The sequence below is a fragment of the Scytonema sp. PRP1 genome, from assembly GCF_036697665.2.
Classification (GTDB): Bacteria; Cyanobacteriota; Cyanobacteriia; order Cyanobacteriales; family Nostocaceae; genus Kalymmatonema; species Kalymmatonema gypsitolerans.
Genome location: NZ_JBAHYJ020000090.1, coordinates 1 through 13,242 on the forward strand (window position 1 = coordinate 1; position 13,242 = coordinate 13,242).

Here is a 13,242-nt window from a genome sequence, read left to right on the forward strand (position 1 = left end):
TCTCAAGTTCTGATGGGGAACTAATTTGTCATAATGTAAGCGACCAAGAATTATGCCTGGATGTCTACGTTGATTCTGAGCGAATTCTTCAATTGCTTTACGAGAAAATACTTTTTTACTCCTGATAATAAATTCATTTAATGTCTGAGGATTTATTAACCAGTCAGCCGCTTTTTGATTAGCTTCTGTTTCCTCATCGTTTTCTTCTAAAGCATCGAAGTTGTCTAAGTAAGCTCCTTGATGTCCTAAAACAATATGCGCTAGCTCATGCATGAGAGTAAACCAAAATGCGTCAATCCGGTCGTATCTCAATGTCAACGCAACAACGGGGTTGCCGTTTAAATAAAAGGCTGCACCATCTAAATAGGTTTTGCTTAGATGCGGCACAATGATAAAATGTACACCTAAATCTGCTAGCAATTTAGGAATCTGCACAATACTTTCAACTTGTTCAGCACAAGCGAGAATTTCAGGGATAGCAGCCTCTAGTTTTGTGCGGTCAAAACTAGCAACGGTTTGTTGTTTTGCTAGATTTTCAACTCGCTTTACCCAAGCCATCCGAGAGGTTTCTTCTGGTTCTCGATGCTGGGAACAACGGAAATTAACATCTAGCAGGGGTGTTTCATTTAAGGAAGATATACCGAAAAAATTACAAACCTGCTGTTCTAAATCATCAATAGAATCTGTTGCTTGAATCCACCCATTTTTGATTAGTTCAGAAATGGGAGCAATTGTATACAATCGACTTTTACGAGTTATATCTTGCTCCTTTTTTTCTTTTCCCGCTAGATGAAGTCGATACTTAGCTTCGAGGTTCGTCCAGAACTCAGGAGAAGTCCCCAAGGCTTGGGAGAGTTCGATAGCTGTTTCAGGTGTAATTTGCTTGCTTCCCCGGATAATTTCGTTGATGGTTTGAACTGGACGCCCCATAATTTCTGCTAAATCTTTCTGTGTCCAGCCACGCGCTTCTAATTCTCGACTTAAAATTTTTCCTGGTGTTGGTACTCTTGCTGGTGCTAGCTTCTGGCTCATATTGCTGTCTCCCCTGCTGATAAAGGTTAGTGGTAGTCCTCGATGTCGATAATTGTGAGGTAGTTTCCCTGTTCATCCTCATCCACTGTTAGGATTAGACGCCACTGATCATTTAAACGTAAGGAACGTTGCCCCTCTTTTCCTCGTTTTCCTTTGAGTTTCTCAAATCTCAACCCTTTTTGAGCATATAAGTCTCGCTCATCTACAGCAGCATCAATAATCGCCATGACTTCAAAAAAGTCATCAACCACACCTGGGTATTTATGAGCATCTTTTTCTTCTGTGTAAAGTGCTTCGAGTTTCTTTTTCTTAAACTGAAAACGCAAAGCTCCCCCCAAGTTAAATCAAGTAGATTCAGCATTATACAATGACTGACTTCAGGCTTGGGGTGAATCGCTGATATTTATATTGTAAGTCTTATCGTGACAAGAGTTTTAAGCTGATTGTGAAGATTGTTAGGATATCTTGAAGTTTTTCTAGCACTTATTATGTAAGGGTTTCGACACTTTCCTCCAAATGCTGACCTTGGTTGAACTCAATTATCTGTTGTTGTTATATAGTACATATATACTATATATTGTCATTAAGGGCAAGTTGTCGATATGGATGGCGTAGGCGTTGGGTAGTGTTGTTGTTACGTTTGCTAGATCGCTTGTATCCTCAGATTATTTCATGTCATTGACTCGCACTTTGCCAGTTAATAAGTCGTGCATGAGTCCTTGTTTCTGGAGTTTGAGCTTGTTGAGGTAGGCTTCTTCTTTGCGAATGCGGGTGTCGTGAGAATTGAAGATCTCAGCAATGCGTCGTTGTTCATCAAATCCTAGTAACAAAACAGGAAAACCAGATAGTGCGCTGAGTGTAACTGTTTTTTGAGCATTGCCTAAAGCAACTTGATCAGCATACTTTCTACACTCTGGACTGTTTAACCATGCCACTAAATATTCAGGTAATATGCTTTCGGCATTAGGAAGAATGTAAGCAATATGTCGCTGAAAGCTAAATTTATAATTCTCTAGCACTAAAGCAGCATGTCCATAAGAGCCTACAGCAGTATATAAAATTAACCCTGGTATGGGTTCTCTTCCTTTTGAGATTTCTAGATAGGTACTTTCAGGTATTTTTGCTGCTTGTTCCCAAAGTATTTGACCGTCTCTTACACAAGAAACATATAGAAATGGAACACCGTTGTCTGATGTTTTGACTGATTGATGTGAACCATCAGTAATTCGGTTACATAAATTTTTTAACTCTACTACTTCCCACTCCTTGGGAATTCGTCCCAGTGGCGAATCTTTGAACTGTTCAGGATGTGCCCCTGCATCCCTTAACTGTCCATCCTCATCTAACCCGCGTGTGAGCAAGTCGTGCAGCAGTCCAGCCTTGATTTGTTTAAGTTTTGTAATGAGGGAGGACGTGCGGGCGATCGCTTCATCCACCGTGTCCAGTATTTCAGCAATACTTTTTTGTTCACATATTGGTGGCAAGGGAAGCAACAGAGAGATTAAATCCTCAGAACTAAAGCTGACTTGGTTGATTGCAGGCTTTACAGTTGCACTTATTTGCCTCTGAAAAATGCTGTGGCTCAATAGATAAAATGCAAATCGGGGTACGACAAAGTTTTTATCTAAAGAGATAGCAAAATTATTAAATCCTACCGTTGTTAGCTCTGGCAAGCAATCAATAAAACTTACTTTACCTATTTGAGCAGCACTATTAACACAATTAATAATTACATCTCCTAGAGAAAGAAGGCTACCCAAAAAATGTGGTTCTATGTCTAAATACTTTTGAATTGTCCAATCAATTTCTCCTGATTCACTAATATTGTCACTGGTTAAGTATCGAACTCCTATCCCATCTGTATTGACAGCAAGTGAGGGACCACGTTTAATTCTCTTAACTATTTGAAATAGAGCTAATACATTCCAATCCTTCGGAATTTTCCCCAGAGGCGAATCCTTAAACTCCTCAGTTTTCACCAAAACATCACGCATACCCCAACCCCTGCAAAAACTCAATCAGCTTTCAGGGCAGCTTTTGAAAACCAGCCTGAACAAAATGCTTGTCAAAACTTAAAGCTGTGCGAATCTCCAACTGTGCCATTATCACAAACGAAACACAATCAGTCAGTGAATAAGATTTATCATCATACTGCTGAAATAACCGCCAAGCCTCAAAAAACAGTAATTCGTCAACATGAATAAACTGAACTGACGGGCTACTTAGCAAGCGATTACCAACTTCAACAGCTTTAGCATGACGATTTCGACTATTAAAGAAGGTAACTATCTCATCAAAAACATAAGATGTCGTTACCAGTCGAGGTGATTCCTGAATAAAACTCTGCCAATGTTTTAATGTCAAATCGTGATTTAGATCATCGGCTGTTTCCAAGGCAATAATATAACTCGTATCTAAAAAAACAGTAGTCATTCACCAGAACCGTAAATATAAGTATCAGTTTGTTCAGAAGCATCAGGTACACCACAAGCTACCGGGTTTGTCCCCATTTCAAAAATTGGATCGCTTTTAATAGTTGTTATCACTACAATTAAATTATTTTCCTTGCGAATTTCCACCTCTTGAACTCCCTCTAGAAACTCCTTGGGAATGACTACGCCTTGTTCTGTTACTTTGACTTTCATAAGCCATTCATCTTATCACTACTATATTTACTAAGATAGTTTAAGCATACCCCAAAGAGTGCAAAAACTCATTCAACTGCTGCGCCGCCGCATCACGTTCTGTCTCAATATCCTGCAACGTCACCCGATACTTATCCCACCAATTCTCTACTGCTGCAATCACCTGCTGACGGTGCGCGGTGACATATCTCTCCAATTCAACGATTAACCCATCCTTAAAAATTCCTAACACCAAACCCTGACATTCTTCATTAGTCAACGCCGTACGCGCAACATCCAAACGCTTCACCAATTCATTCTTCAGCGTCTTCAATTTTGCCTTAGCTTCCTTCAGTTGCTTGGTAATTTCTTTATAAGGTTCCAGTTGTGCTTCTATTTCAGCAATTTCTACTTCAGTCTGCTCAATTAACGCTTCAAATTCAGCAATTTTATCTGCATTCAACAACGGCGACTTCTTTAAAATCTTGAGTTCTTTCTTCGGCTCCTTTATCAAATTTTTCAGATGCTTAAGCTTTGTGTCTAACTCCTTGACAACATTAACCGCCTCTGCATCTTCCTCGCTTTCTTCCCCAGCTTCCGCCTCCGCCTCTTCTGGGCGTTCAAAGGCTTCTTTCTGCTGTTCTAATTCGGCAATACTCGCTTCAACTGTTGCAATTTCTGCCAGATAATCTGGCATCAACCGCATGTACATTCGCAAATTAAATGTCGCGATTCGCAAATGATGTCGTAACTTCATTAATCCCTGTAATTTTTGTTCTGCAATGTTTTCAATCTTTTTCCCAATAAAATAGGCAAATTTGTTCCTTCGCAGATTCTATGTCGTAAATCCTATTTTTGCAAATTAAATGTCGTTTATTTCAATTGTGTCAATTTGCAAATTGTTTGTCGCATTCTTAACCTATGAATGGTACATTAGTACCTCAATGAGTGTTTCTCGCTCCAATGGCAGACGAACAATTTGAATTGACAGAAGAATTTACACAGGTTCCAGAAACTATTTTCCTTGGTGAGAGTAATTTTGCGGTAGATCCATCCCAAATTATTCTGGAAACTTCAGATAGGCATAAGCTCACATTTAACCTCATCCAGTGGCTTGCTGAATCGCCAAATCGCACGATTAAGTCTCAGAGGAAGCAGGCAGTTGCAGATACCCTTGGTGTTTCAACTCGGCAGGTGGAGCGTCTCCTCAAGCAATACGAGGAAGACAAGTTAACAGAGACAGCAGGAGTACAACGCTCAGACAAGGGAAAACATCGAGTTAACGAATACTGGCAAGAATTTATTAAAACGACTTACGAAAAGAGCCTGAAAGACAAACATCCAATGTCGTCGGCATCTGTGGTTCGCGAAGTGAAGCGACATGCGATCGTTGACCTTGGTCTTGAACAAGGAGCTTGTAGAAGAGCGTAAACAGGACAAAGAAAGAAGAATAGCAGAGCAAAAGCGTCTACGCTGTGCATCCAAGAAAAACTCAAATGTTGTTGAACTAAGAAAAAGTAGAGCTAATCGGTCTTCAAAGAAAGATGACCAACCGGAACTCTTGCCAGAGAGAGTTTCAAGGGAAGAACTACAGCCTCAGAAAATCAACTGCAGCGAAGAAGTATCTGGTCAAGCTGACACTCAACAACAGGATAGACACAAGCTGGTTATCCCTAACCGTAAACAACATTTGAAGAAGATTTGGTAACCTATGGCACGAGCACAACTGCAATTGATTCCTCTGTTGAAGTCCTAGCTCCTCAATTAGAATTAAATGCTCAACTTGCTAAAGTCGTTGAAATTGAAGAGGGATATTCACTCATTGTTTTATACCTACGGATCGCGCTTTAGAGGTACTTCAGATGGTTAGATGAACTGCGGATAATCAAGCAATGTGGTCGGTATTAATGGACCACGAGATGTGGGGAAAAGCCGAGCTTCTATTCACTATCGGGAGGAAGATAGGAAACGAATTTCGTATGTAAGAGCTTGGTCAGCATCGAGTTCCAAGCGTTTGTTTTCACAAATTCTTAAGGATATTAACCACGCAGCACCAACAGGTAAGTCAAAAGATTTACGTCCAAGATTGGCTGGTAGTCTTGAACTATTTGGGATAGAACAACTCATTATTGACAATGCTGAAAATCTTCAAAAAGAAGCACTGCTAGACCTTAAGCAACTTTTTGACGAATCTAAGGTTCCTATTGTCCTAGTCGGAGGACAGGAGTTAGATGACATTTTGCACAACGTTGATTTGGGGACTAGCTTTCCGACGTTGTATGAGTTTGACTGCTTAGAATACGATGATTTTCGCAAGACACTAAGTACAATTGAATTCGATATTTTGGCTCTTCCAGAAGCTTCTAATTTAGTTGATGGGACTACATTCGAGCTTTTAGTTGAATGTACAGGTGCGCGAATTGGACTGCTGGTGAAGATACTAACGAAGGCAGTTTTACATTCTCTCAAAAATGGCTTTGGCAAAGTTGAACCAAGCATTTTAGAAAAAATCGCTAATCGCTATGGCAGAAAATACGTTCCCCTCGAAAACAGAAATAGGAATAAATGAAAATAATGAAATGCTGCCAAGGTTGGGCTATGTTGAACCATATGAAGGTGAAAGCATTAGTCATTACCTGGGGCGTTTGCGCCGATTTAAGGCTAATAGTCTTCCTTCAGGATACTCTCTAGGAACAATTGCTGGTATTGGTGCTGTCACGACGCGATGGGAGAAGCTTTATTTCAATCCATTTCCGAGCAGCGAGGAGTTAGAAGCCTTGGGCAGGCTCATCCGCGTGCAGGTTGAGCGGATGTATGAGATGTTGCCACCAAAGGGCGTAACAATGAAACCTAGACCAATTCGGTTATGTGGGGCTTGCTATGCAGAAGTACCCTGTCACCGGATTGAGTGGCAGTTTAAGGAAAAAATGAAATGCGATCGCCATCAATTAGGCTTACTCACAAAATGCACTAACTGTGAGACACCGTTCCCGATTCCAGCAGATTGGGTACAAGGGGAATGTCCGCATTGTTTTTTACCTTTTGCAAAAATGGCAAGGCGTCAGAAGCGCTATTGACAAAAACAGCAAACAAGAAAGAGACGTGAGATTTAACCACGTCTCTAGGGAATGAAAACACAATTTCTGTCAATGGTTACGCTACATCGGCTACGAGCAAACCGTTGACAGCAATGATGAAAAGCTGTGCTAATTCAGGGGTGTCACAACAGGGTCTTTTATCGCTATTACAGGGTTGTGCTACCCATTTGCCCTCCAGATTTTGATAAAAAGTTCCCAGCAGATGATAGCTGTTCCAAACTCGATATAGTTCTCCCAATTCATCTGGTACTGAGTCGATTTCGATTTCTGGTGCTACTGCATCAGCTAAGTGATCAACGCATTCCTCAAACTCTGACTGTGCCAAAGTTTGATTGTCAAATATCTCTTGTGTAATCATTGAATAATGACCTCATCGATGGGGTTGACAAAAGGCGATGGCGCAAAGCCCCGCATAAAGGCGATGGCGCAAAGCGCCCGCTTCGCGATCGCATGGTTTGGCGACTGGGCGATCGCTTTTGTTTTGTTACTCTATTGTAATAACTTGTTATTACTAAAACAAGCACGTTACTACAAAATTTTCAAAACCCTGCAAAATAAGGTAAATACAGTTATTACAGATTTAGACTTTTAAGCGGCAAGTCATATGGCAAAGCGTCAGACAACTAAGCTGAGCAATCAAATCATCGTCAGAATGGACGATGAGACAAAGGAAGCTTTTATGAATAAAGTTCAATCTGAGGGGAAGACAGCCTCGGAATTAATCATGGGATGGATTCGTTCTTACCTAACGGAGGAAACTCAAGCAACGCCCGATTTGAGCAAGATGAACGCGGACTTGGAGAACCTAAAGCAACAAGTTGCTGTACTTCAAAATGAACTTATGGGAAAATCCGCAGCCTGAGAGATGAAAACGATTCTCTCAGGCAATGGATAGACGAAATTATTAATTCTGCTCCTAGAATTCCAAAAGACCCGTCAGACACCTGACGGGTTTGGCTTTGTTAGGAGGGGGATTGTCTATTCCTAATTATGTAATTATTGGTAATTACTGTGTAGTAACTATAATGATTGCGATGCTCGCCTATGTTTCTTCATCTTCCTCCATAGCTTCTTTCATTACTTGGTCTAAACGGTCATTGGCATCTTTAGCTAGTTTGGCAAAAGCTACGTTGGAGAGTAATCCTCCTGTGCTGGTTATAGCTCCTTCAGAAACTTGTCCTGAGAGTAAAACACCTACACCAGCAAAACCGATAATACCACTTAGTACCGTTGCTCCTAAAAGTGCATTAAAAGCTAACTTGGCTTGTCTAATTCTCTCTTGCAGATAGTTTTCTTGGGAGTTGTTGGGATTGGGTTGGCTGGGCTGAATCATGTAAGTTACCTCTGCTTTATGTTTTCTGTTTTGATTAAGCCAGCATTATTTGTATATGTAAAAATCTGATCAGGATCTGATCAGGAGCTAGTTGAACCAAGCGATACTTAACAAGCGATGGGAAAAATTAAAGCTTCAAGAGAGGGAATTAAACAGATTAATAGTGATAGAGAAGCAAAAGGATGGACGAAAGACCAAAATAGTGAAGCTTTGATTATCACTAGTCAGCAGGAATTTAAAAAAGCAGTAGATGAAATCCTGCTGACACAAAGTGTAGATAATACCCTTTTAACAATTGAACAGCTTGAAAAATTGGCGGATTTTTTTACTACGAATGCAAAAAATGCGGTTTTTAAGTGCATTAGTAAGTTGTTAAAAGAAAAGACTCAAAAAATTACTATTGCTCACTTTTTGCAAATTATTGAATCAGAAGACCTTCATACTAAGGGAATTACATATATCAACTGGCAAAAGTTCCTACAAGGAAAAGAAATTGACAAGCCTGTTTTTATTGCCTTTTGTGATGCATTAGAGATAGAAGATTGGCGTGATGTTGCTGAGGCTCGTCCCATTGACAGCAAAGACAATACAAAACAGGCTCGTTTGGTTGAAGGTTTGAGCTTATTTAACCATCAAAAGCAAGTTAATTTGCTACTGGAAAAATTAGCCAATGGAAACAGAGCTTTTCTAGTTGCTAATCCCTGTCATTACAGTCGGACCTGGATGCTGAGACGTTTGGAGTCTGAAATTTCTGCCAATATAAAACTGAAGTGCAAACCTATTTCTCTACAACGTTCGCTTTACTCTTCATTAGGAATTGGAGAACTAAAAGCTCACTTTGAAGAAAAATATTTACCAACTAAAATAATTAATATTTTAAAGCAAGAACATATAGTTATTGTTTTTGATATAGATAGTTATGATTTACAACGCCTAGAACAATTGATTGTAGAATTTTGGCAGCCTTTAGTTAGCAACTTACCACCAAAAACCCCTGGTATGCTGTTAATGTTTTTACTAGCGACTAATCGAGGTAATGATTGGCAAGGAAAATGGCAAAACAATCCTACTTTATGCAAGCACATGACTGAGTTACTACCAGCAAATCCCTTTCAGCCAGAAGATGTGGCTCAGGTACTACCAAAAGTCGCGCTACAACTCCGAAAGCCATTATCTGAGCCAGCATTAGATATTGCTCATAGCTTAATTCAAAAAAGTCAAGGCAAAACAGACAAGTTACTCCAAGAGATTTATCGATACTTTGAGTGTAGGACAACTGAATTTTCTGTATGGCAAAGATATCCTCATTTTTAGAATATACCGGAGAGGTTCAGCCTGCTGTTGGAGGAGAATGGAATAAGGAGGTGCAGCGCACGCTGTATCCTTACTACCCCAGTGATTCTCTCAAAGAAGCAGTTAATCTGGCAATTCGCCTGAATCGCCCATTGCTGCTAGAAGGAGAACCAGGTTGTGGGAAAAGCGAACTTGCTCGTGCTGTTTTCTATGAATTCAGTAGTCAGGAAAAAAGTCAGAAAAAATCTGAGTGTGAGTGGATTTACCGCCTTTGGAATGTGCAGTCAACCAGCAAAGCTCAAGATGGGTTTTACAGTTATGACTACATCGGACGACTACAAGCTGCACAACTGGCAAAAGTGGAGATTCAGGACGAAGAATCTAACCCTGCAAATCCCAAAAATTATCTCCAACTGGGACCACTGGGCGATGCTTTTGAGAAAAAAAACTGTCGAACTATAGTTTTGATTGACGAAATTGACAAAGCAGATACAGACTTTCCCAATGACCTCTTACTGGCTTTAGAAGACCAATGCTTTGAAATCAAAGATCTACGTCCTCGGCGTTGGTTAAAAGCGAATCCCGATGCACCACCAATTGTTTTTATCACCTCTAACCAAGAAAAAGACCTTCCCAGTGCATTTTTGCGTCGCTGCTTGTATCATTACATTGAGTTTCCCAGTCGAGAACAACTCATCAAAATTGTCAAGGCAAGGTTTAAGAAGTCCCCTAATAAAGTTGTGCAAGCTGCAATTGACCGCTTTTTAGAATTGCGCTTAGATATGGAGGAAAATAAAGAAGAAACAGCAAAAAAAGTCAGCACGAGTGAGTTAATCGACTGGTTTACAATCTTAAACGACTATCCTGCACAGGAGGTTCTCAAAAAGCTTGAAGAAGGACTTCCCTTTGCCAGTACTCTGCTCAAGACTCGCCAAGATAAGAGTGAATATGGTTTTAAGCGGGAAGACTATGAGTAATCCCCCACTGCTAGATTTATTTTTGCGGCTGCGAGAAGCTGGTTTGCCCTTAGGCATTGACCAGTATCATTTAGCAGTAGAGGCATTATTACAGTCGATTGAAGCAGGATTAGACATTGCTGACCAACAAGCAGTAGCCCGGCTGTGTCGGTCAATTTGGGTCAAATCTAAACAACAACAGCGTTTGTTTGACCAGTGCTGGGCGGAAATAGTGTCTCATCGGACGAGACTTAGTAAATCTTTCACTATCGAGTCAACAGTTGAACAACAGCAAGCCCTCTCAGAATCAAGTTCACCTGATGATACAAAATCATACATAGAAAGTGAGGAGGCTCAAAACCAGCAAGCAGAAGAAGAAGAAGAATTGTTGATCCCGACTCCTAGCAACGTAGCAGTTGTGACTTCCGTCTCCGCACCACTCAAAGAAGGAGATTATTTTCCTATCCGCCGTAAGCAACTACGACAAGGTTGGCGGCTTCTGGCTCAAAAGTTGCCAAGTAGTATCCCCAGTCAGTTAGATATCTCTGCGACGGTTGCAGATGTCGCCAAGCGGGGCTTTTTTCTCAAACCTGTTTTAACTCCCGCTCAAGTTAAGTCTAGAGAAGTGATCCTGCTGATTGACCAAGAAGGCTCAATGGTTCCTTTTCATCCGTTGTGCCGTCAATTAGTGGAAACTTGGAAGGGTGCGAAAATTTACTACTTCCACAACAGTCCCAACGAAGAGCTGTACTATGACCCTAAGTGTTGGGACGGTGAATCTGTCAAGTCTATCTTGGCTGGTTTATCTAAAGAGCATACCCTGGTTGTTATTGTCAGCGATGCCGGGGCTGCACGTCGCCGTACTGTACCTTCAAGATGGGAAGAAACTGTTGACTTTCTGGCAATGCTGACGCCGCAAGCTTACAGAGTAGCGTGGCTCAATCCCTTACCGCGCTTTCACTGGATGGATACCACTGCTTTTGAAATAGCCAAGATAGATCCGTTAGTTCCAATGTTTGCCCTAGAGCCTGCTGAATACCAACAAATGCTGCAATGGTTGCTCTACGGCAAACCGAGTGTGAAAAATTTCTTGGCACAGGCAGACCAAAAAGCATATGTTGCTTGGGAAAGTCATCAAGATGCCCTTCGGCTACGCTCAGGGCTAAATAGTTATTACTTTCCTGATTTAGGATTTGATGCTCAAGGCATTGTAGAAGCTTTTGGCAAACAGTTTGGAGAAGCTCATTTGCATTTGGCATATCATGCGGCTTTTCCCCTCGTTTTGACACCGGATTTGCTGTATTGCCTGTGGTGGCAGTTTTTTGGAAAAGCTGCAACTGTTGTGGCTTGGTATGCTGTACCTGATTTGCTGCTATCAAATTTATGCCAGCAGGTCGATTCGGAATTGTACGAAATGGAGCGTGAAGTTCGCAATGAACTGCTAAGACGTTGCCAACAGCACTTTGGAGAAAAGCGGCTTCAAGAACTCTCCGGATTTCTGATTGAGTACATCAAACGCCAAGTTAACAAACAAAAACCAAACTCTTGGGAGTCTCAGTTACTGCAAGCACAGCAATGGACAGCTTTAGCTTACACCAAAAAGCGAGATGAAGCTGCCCGAAAACTGGCAGACGAACTGCGCCAAGCCTATCTGCAAAACAACAAAGCTGAGTTGGTACGCTTGTCTGAGGTGATTGAAACTTTGGCAGAACCGTTAGCAGAAGAATATGAACCTTTGCTTGTTGTTGCAAGGGGTTATGGCGCTTTAGCGCGTGGCGATGAAACAGGAATAGTACGTGTTCAAAATCAATTGCAGCAGCTGTTAGGGTCTGGAGAAACTATCAATATAGAAGGAGTCACCCTAGAGCGACCAGAGATGAATTGGGGGCAAATCCCCCGCCTGCAACGTTTCTCCTTTGAAGTGGTCACAGTCAACCGTCGCGGGGACATCATCAAACGTGAAACCAAACAAGCGAGATATTTTACTGAAGATTTAGGCAACCGTATCACTCTATACATGGTCGCTATCCCCGGTGGTAAATTTCTCATGGGTTCGCCAGAAGGGGAAGGATATGATTCCGAAAAACCACAGCATGAAGTCACTGTTCAACCGTTCTTTATGGGTAAATATCCAGTGACTCAAGCGCAATGGCGAGCAGTTGCTGCCTTACCCAGAATTAACCGTGACCTTCATCCAGAACCATCTGATTTTAAAAGTGATGACCGTCCTGTAGAATCTGTCGCATGGTATGATGTTGTTGAATTCTGTGCGAGACTTTCTAGAAGAACAGGACGGGAATATCGACTACCCAGTGAAGCAGAGTGGGAATATGCTTGTCGTGCTGGGACGACGACACCGTTTCATTTTGGTGAGACAATTACATATGAGTTAGCAAATTACCGTGCAAGCCAAAGATTTGGTGACGAACCACAAGGAGAGTCTCGACAACAAACTACGGCAGTAGGAACTTTTCCCCCCAATGCTTTTGGTTTATACGATATGCACGGCAATGTGTGGGAGTGGTGTGCTGATACTTGGCATCATAAGTATGAAGGAGCGCCCACGGATGGCAGTGCATGGGTAAAAAAAGTTAATGAGAATGATAATAACGCGCGGCTGTTGCGCGGTGGTTCGTGGAACTACGATCCTGAATTCTGTCGTTCTGCCAACCGCTACTCGCTCTTCCCCGACCTCGACTTCTACCTCAACGGTTTTCGGGTGGTGTGCGGTGCTGCGGCGAGGACTCTTCAGTAGCCCTTGACACTTTTGCCCTTTTACCCTTTGCTCTTTTTTATTTACCCTCTGTAAGCGGAGCGGAGCGGAGCGATCTAATTTTTGAACTGGGTTGGGTAGCCTGGTAGGTGTCAAAGCCGAACGGTTACCCAACTCTCCAATGTAGTTGAAG

At 41.6% G+C, this 13,242-nt stretch carries 16 protein-coding genes; 8 read left to right on the top strand and 8 right to left on the bottom strand.

The window, feature by feature from the left end:
- From V5G28_RS24435 to V5G28_RS24460, 6 genes are all read right to left on the bottom strand, one after another.
- Positions 1 to 1,032: HigA family addiction module antitoxin (locus tag V5G28_RS24435; RefSeq protein ID WP_332994597.1), on the bottom strand; the 1,032-nt coding region annotated here is incomplete at its 3' end.
- Between the two features lie 26 nt (positions 1,033 to 1,058).
- Positions 1,059 to 1,358 carry a type II toxin-antitoxin system RelE/ParE family toxin gene (locus V5G28_RS24440; RefSeq protein WP_332994599.1) on the bottom strand — a complete coding sequence of 100 codons (300 nt, stop codon included), beginning with the start codon at positions 1,356 to 1,358 and terminating at the stop codon, positions 1,059 to 1,061.
- Positions 1,359 to 1,697: 339 nt separating this feature from the next.
- Positions 1,698 to 3,026 (bottom strand): restriction endonuclease subunit S, encoded by a 1,329-nt coding sequence (locus tag V5G28_RS24445; protein WP_332994601.1) that lies wholly within the window; start codon positions 3,024 to 3,026, stop codon positions 1,698 to 1,700.
- Positions 3,027 to 3,057: 31 nt separating this feature from the next.
- Positions 3,058 to 3,465 (bottom strand): type II toxin-antitoxin system VapC family toxin, encoded by a 408-nt coding sequence (locus tag V5G28_RS24450; protein WP_332994604.1) that lies wholly within the window; start codon positions 3,463 to 3,465, stop codon positions 3,058 to 3,060.
- Complete coding sequence (locus V5G28_RS24455) at positions 3,462 to 3,677, bottom strand: hypothetical protein (protein WP_069350790.1); 216 nt, start codon at positions 3,675 to 3,677, stop codon at positions 3,462 to 3,464. The genes V5G28_RS24450 and V5G28_RS24455 overlap by 4 nt, the downstream gene beginning before the upstream one ends.
- 40 nt (positions 3,678 to 3,717) lie before the next feature.
- The gene (locus V5G28_RS24460; RefSeq protein WP_332994609.1) at positions 3,718 to 4,413 is read right to left on the bottom strand and encodes a hypothetical protein; all 696 of its coding nucleotides are present in this window, start codon (positions 4,411 to 4,413) and stop codon (positions 3,718 to 3,720) included.
- A gap of 206 nt (positions 4,414 to 4,619) precedes the next feature.
- Between V5G28_RS24460 and V5G28_RS24465 the strand changes: the two genes are divergently transcribed.
- The 3 genes from V5G28_RS24465 (at position 4,620) to V5G28_RS24475 (ending at position 6,733) form a co-directional block, all read left to right on the top strand.
- On the top strand, positions 4,620 to 5,087 hold the full coding sequence (locus tag V5G28_RS24465; RefSeq protein ID WP_332994612.1) for a hypothetical protein: 468 nt from the start codon (positions 4,620 to 4,622) through the stop codon (positions 5,085 to 5,087).
- A gap of 463 nt (positions 5,088 to 5,550) precedes the next feature.
- Positions 5,551 to 6,225 carry an AAA family ATPase gene (locus tag V5G28_RS24470; RefSeq protein WP_336231319.1) on the top strand — a complete coding sequence of 225 codons (675 nt, stop codon included), beginning with the start codon at positions 5,551 to 5,553 and terminating at the stop codon, positions 6,223 to 6,225.
- Positions 6,179 to 6,733 carry a hypothetical protein gene (locus tag V5G28_RS24475; RefSeq protein ID WP_332994617.1) on the top strand — a complete coding sequence of 185 codons (555 nt, stop codon included), beginning with the start codon at positions 6,179 to 6,181 and terminating at the stop codon, positions 6,731 to 6,733. The genes V5G28_RS24470 and V5G28_RS24475 overlap by 47 nt, the downstream gene beginning before the upstream one ends.
- Positions 6,734 to 6,809: 76 nt before the next feature.
- Here V5G28_RS24475 and V5G28_RS24480 read toward each other — a convergent pair whose 3' ends face one another.
- Positions 6,810 to 7,112, bottom strand: a complete 303-nt coding sequence (locus V5G28_RS24480; RefSeq protein WP_332994620.1) for a hypothetical protein — start codon at positions 7,110 to 7,112, stop codon at positions 6,810 to 6,812.
- 6 nt (positions 7,113 to 7,118) lie between these two features.
- On the opposite strand from V5G28_RS24480, the gene V5G28_RS24485 reads away from it, so the two are divergent.
- Both V5G28_RS24485 and V5G28_RS24490 read left to right on the top strand, forming a co-directional pair.
- Positions 7,119 to 7,346, top strand: a complete 228-nt coding sequence (locus V5G28_RS24485; RefSeq protein WP_332994622.1) for a hypothetical protein — start codon at positions 7,119 to 7,121, stop codon at positions 7,344 to 7,346.
- A gap of 12 nt (positions 7,347 to 7,358) precedes the next feature.
- Positions 7,359 to 7,616: a hypothetical protein gene (locus V5G28_RS24490; protein WP_332994625.1), complete on the top strand. Its 258-nt coding sequence runs from the start codon at positions 7,359 to 7,361 to the stop codon at positions 7,614 to 7,616.
- A gap of 180 nt (positions 7,617 to 7,796) precedes the next feature.
- On the opposite strand, the gene V5G28_RS24495 is transcribed toward V5G28_RS24490, so the two are convergent.
- Positions 7,797 to 8,087 (bottom strand): TRADD-N-associated membrane domain-containing protein, encoded by a 291-nt coding sequence (locus V5G28_RS24495; protein WP_332994627.1) that lies wholly within the window; start codon positions 8,085 to 8,087, stop codon positions 7,797 to 7,799.
- Positions 8,088 to 8,204: 117 nt separating this feature from the next.
- Here V5G28_RS24495 and V5G28_RS24500 point away from each other — a divergent pair, with 117 nt between their 5' ends.
- Genes V5G28_RS24500 through V5G28_RS24510 form a run of 3 tightly spaced genes read left to right on the top strand, consistent with a single transcriptional unit; the run spans position 8,205 to position 13,091 of the window.
- Positions 8,205 to 9,401, top strand: a complete 1,197-nt coding sequence (locus V5G28_RS24500; protein ID WP_332994629.1) for a hypothetical protein — start codon at positions 8,205 to 8,207, stop codon at positions 9,399 to 9,401.
- Positions 9,377 to 10,357: an AAA family ATPase gene (locus V5G28_RS24505; protein WP_332994631.1), complete on the top strand. Its 981-nt coding sequence runs from the start codon at positions 9,377 to 9,379 to the stop codon at positions 10,355 to 10,357. Before V5G28_RS24500 ends, V5G28_RS24505 begins: the two co-directional genes overlap by 25 nt.
- Positions 10,350 to 13,091: an SUMF1/EgtB/PvdO family nonheme iron enzyme gene (locus V5G28_RS24510; RefSeq protein ID WP_332994633.1), complete on the top strand. Its 2,742-nt coding sequence runs from the start codon at positions 10,350 to 10,352 to the stop codon at positions 13,089 to 13,091. Before V5G28_RS24505 ends, V5G28_RS24510 begins: the two co-directional genes overlap by 8 nt.
- Positions 13,092 to 13,242 lie beyond the last annotated feature (151 nt).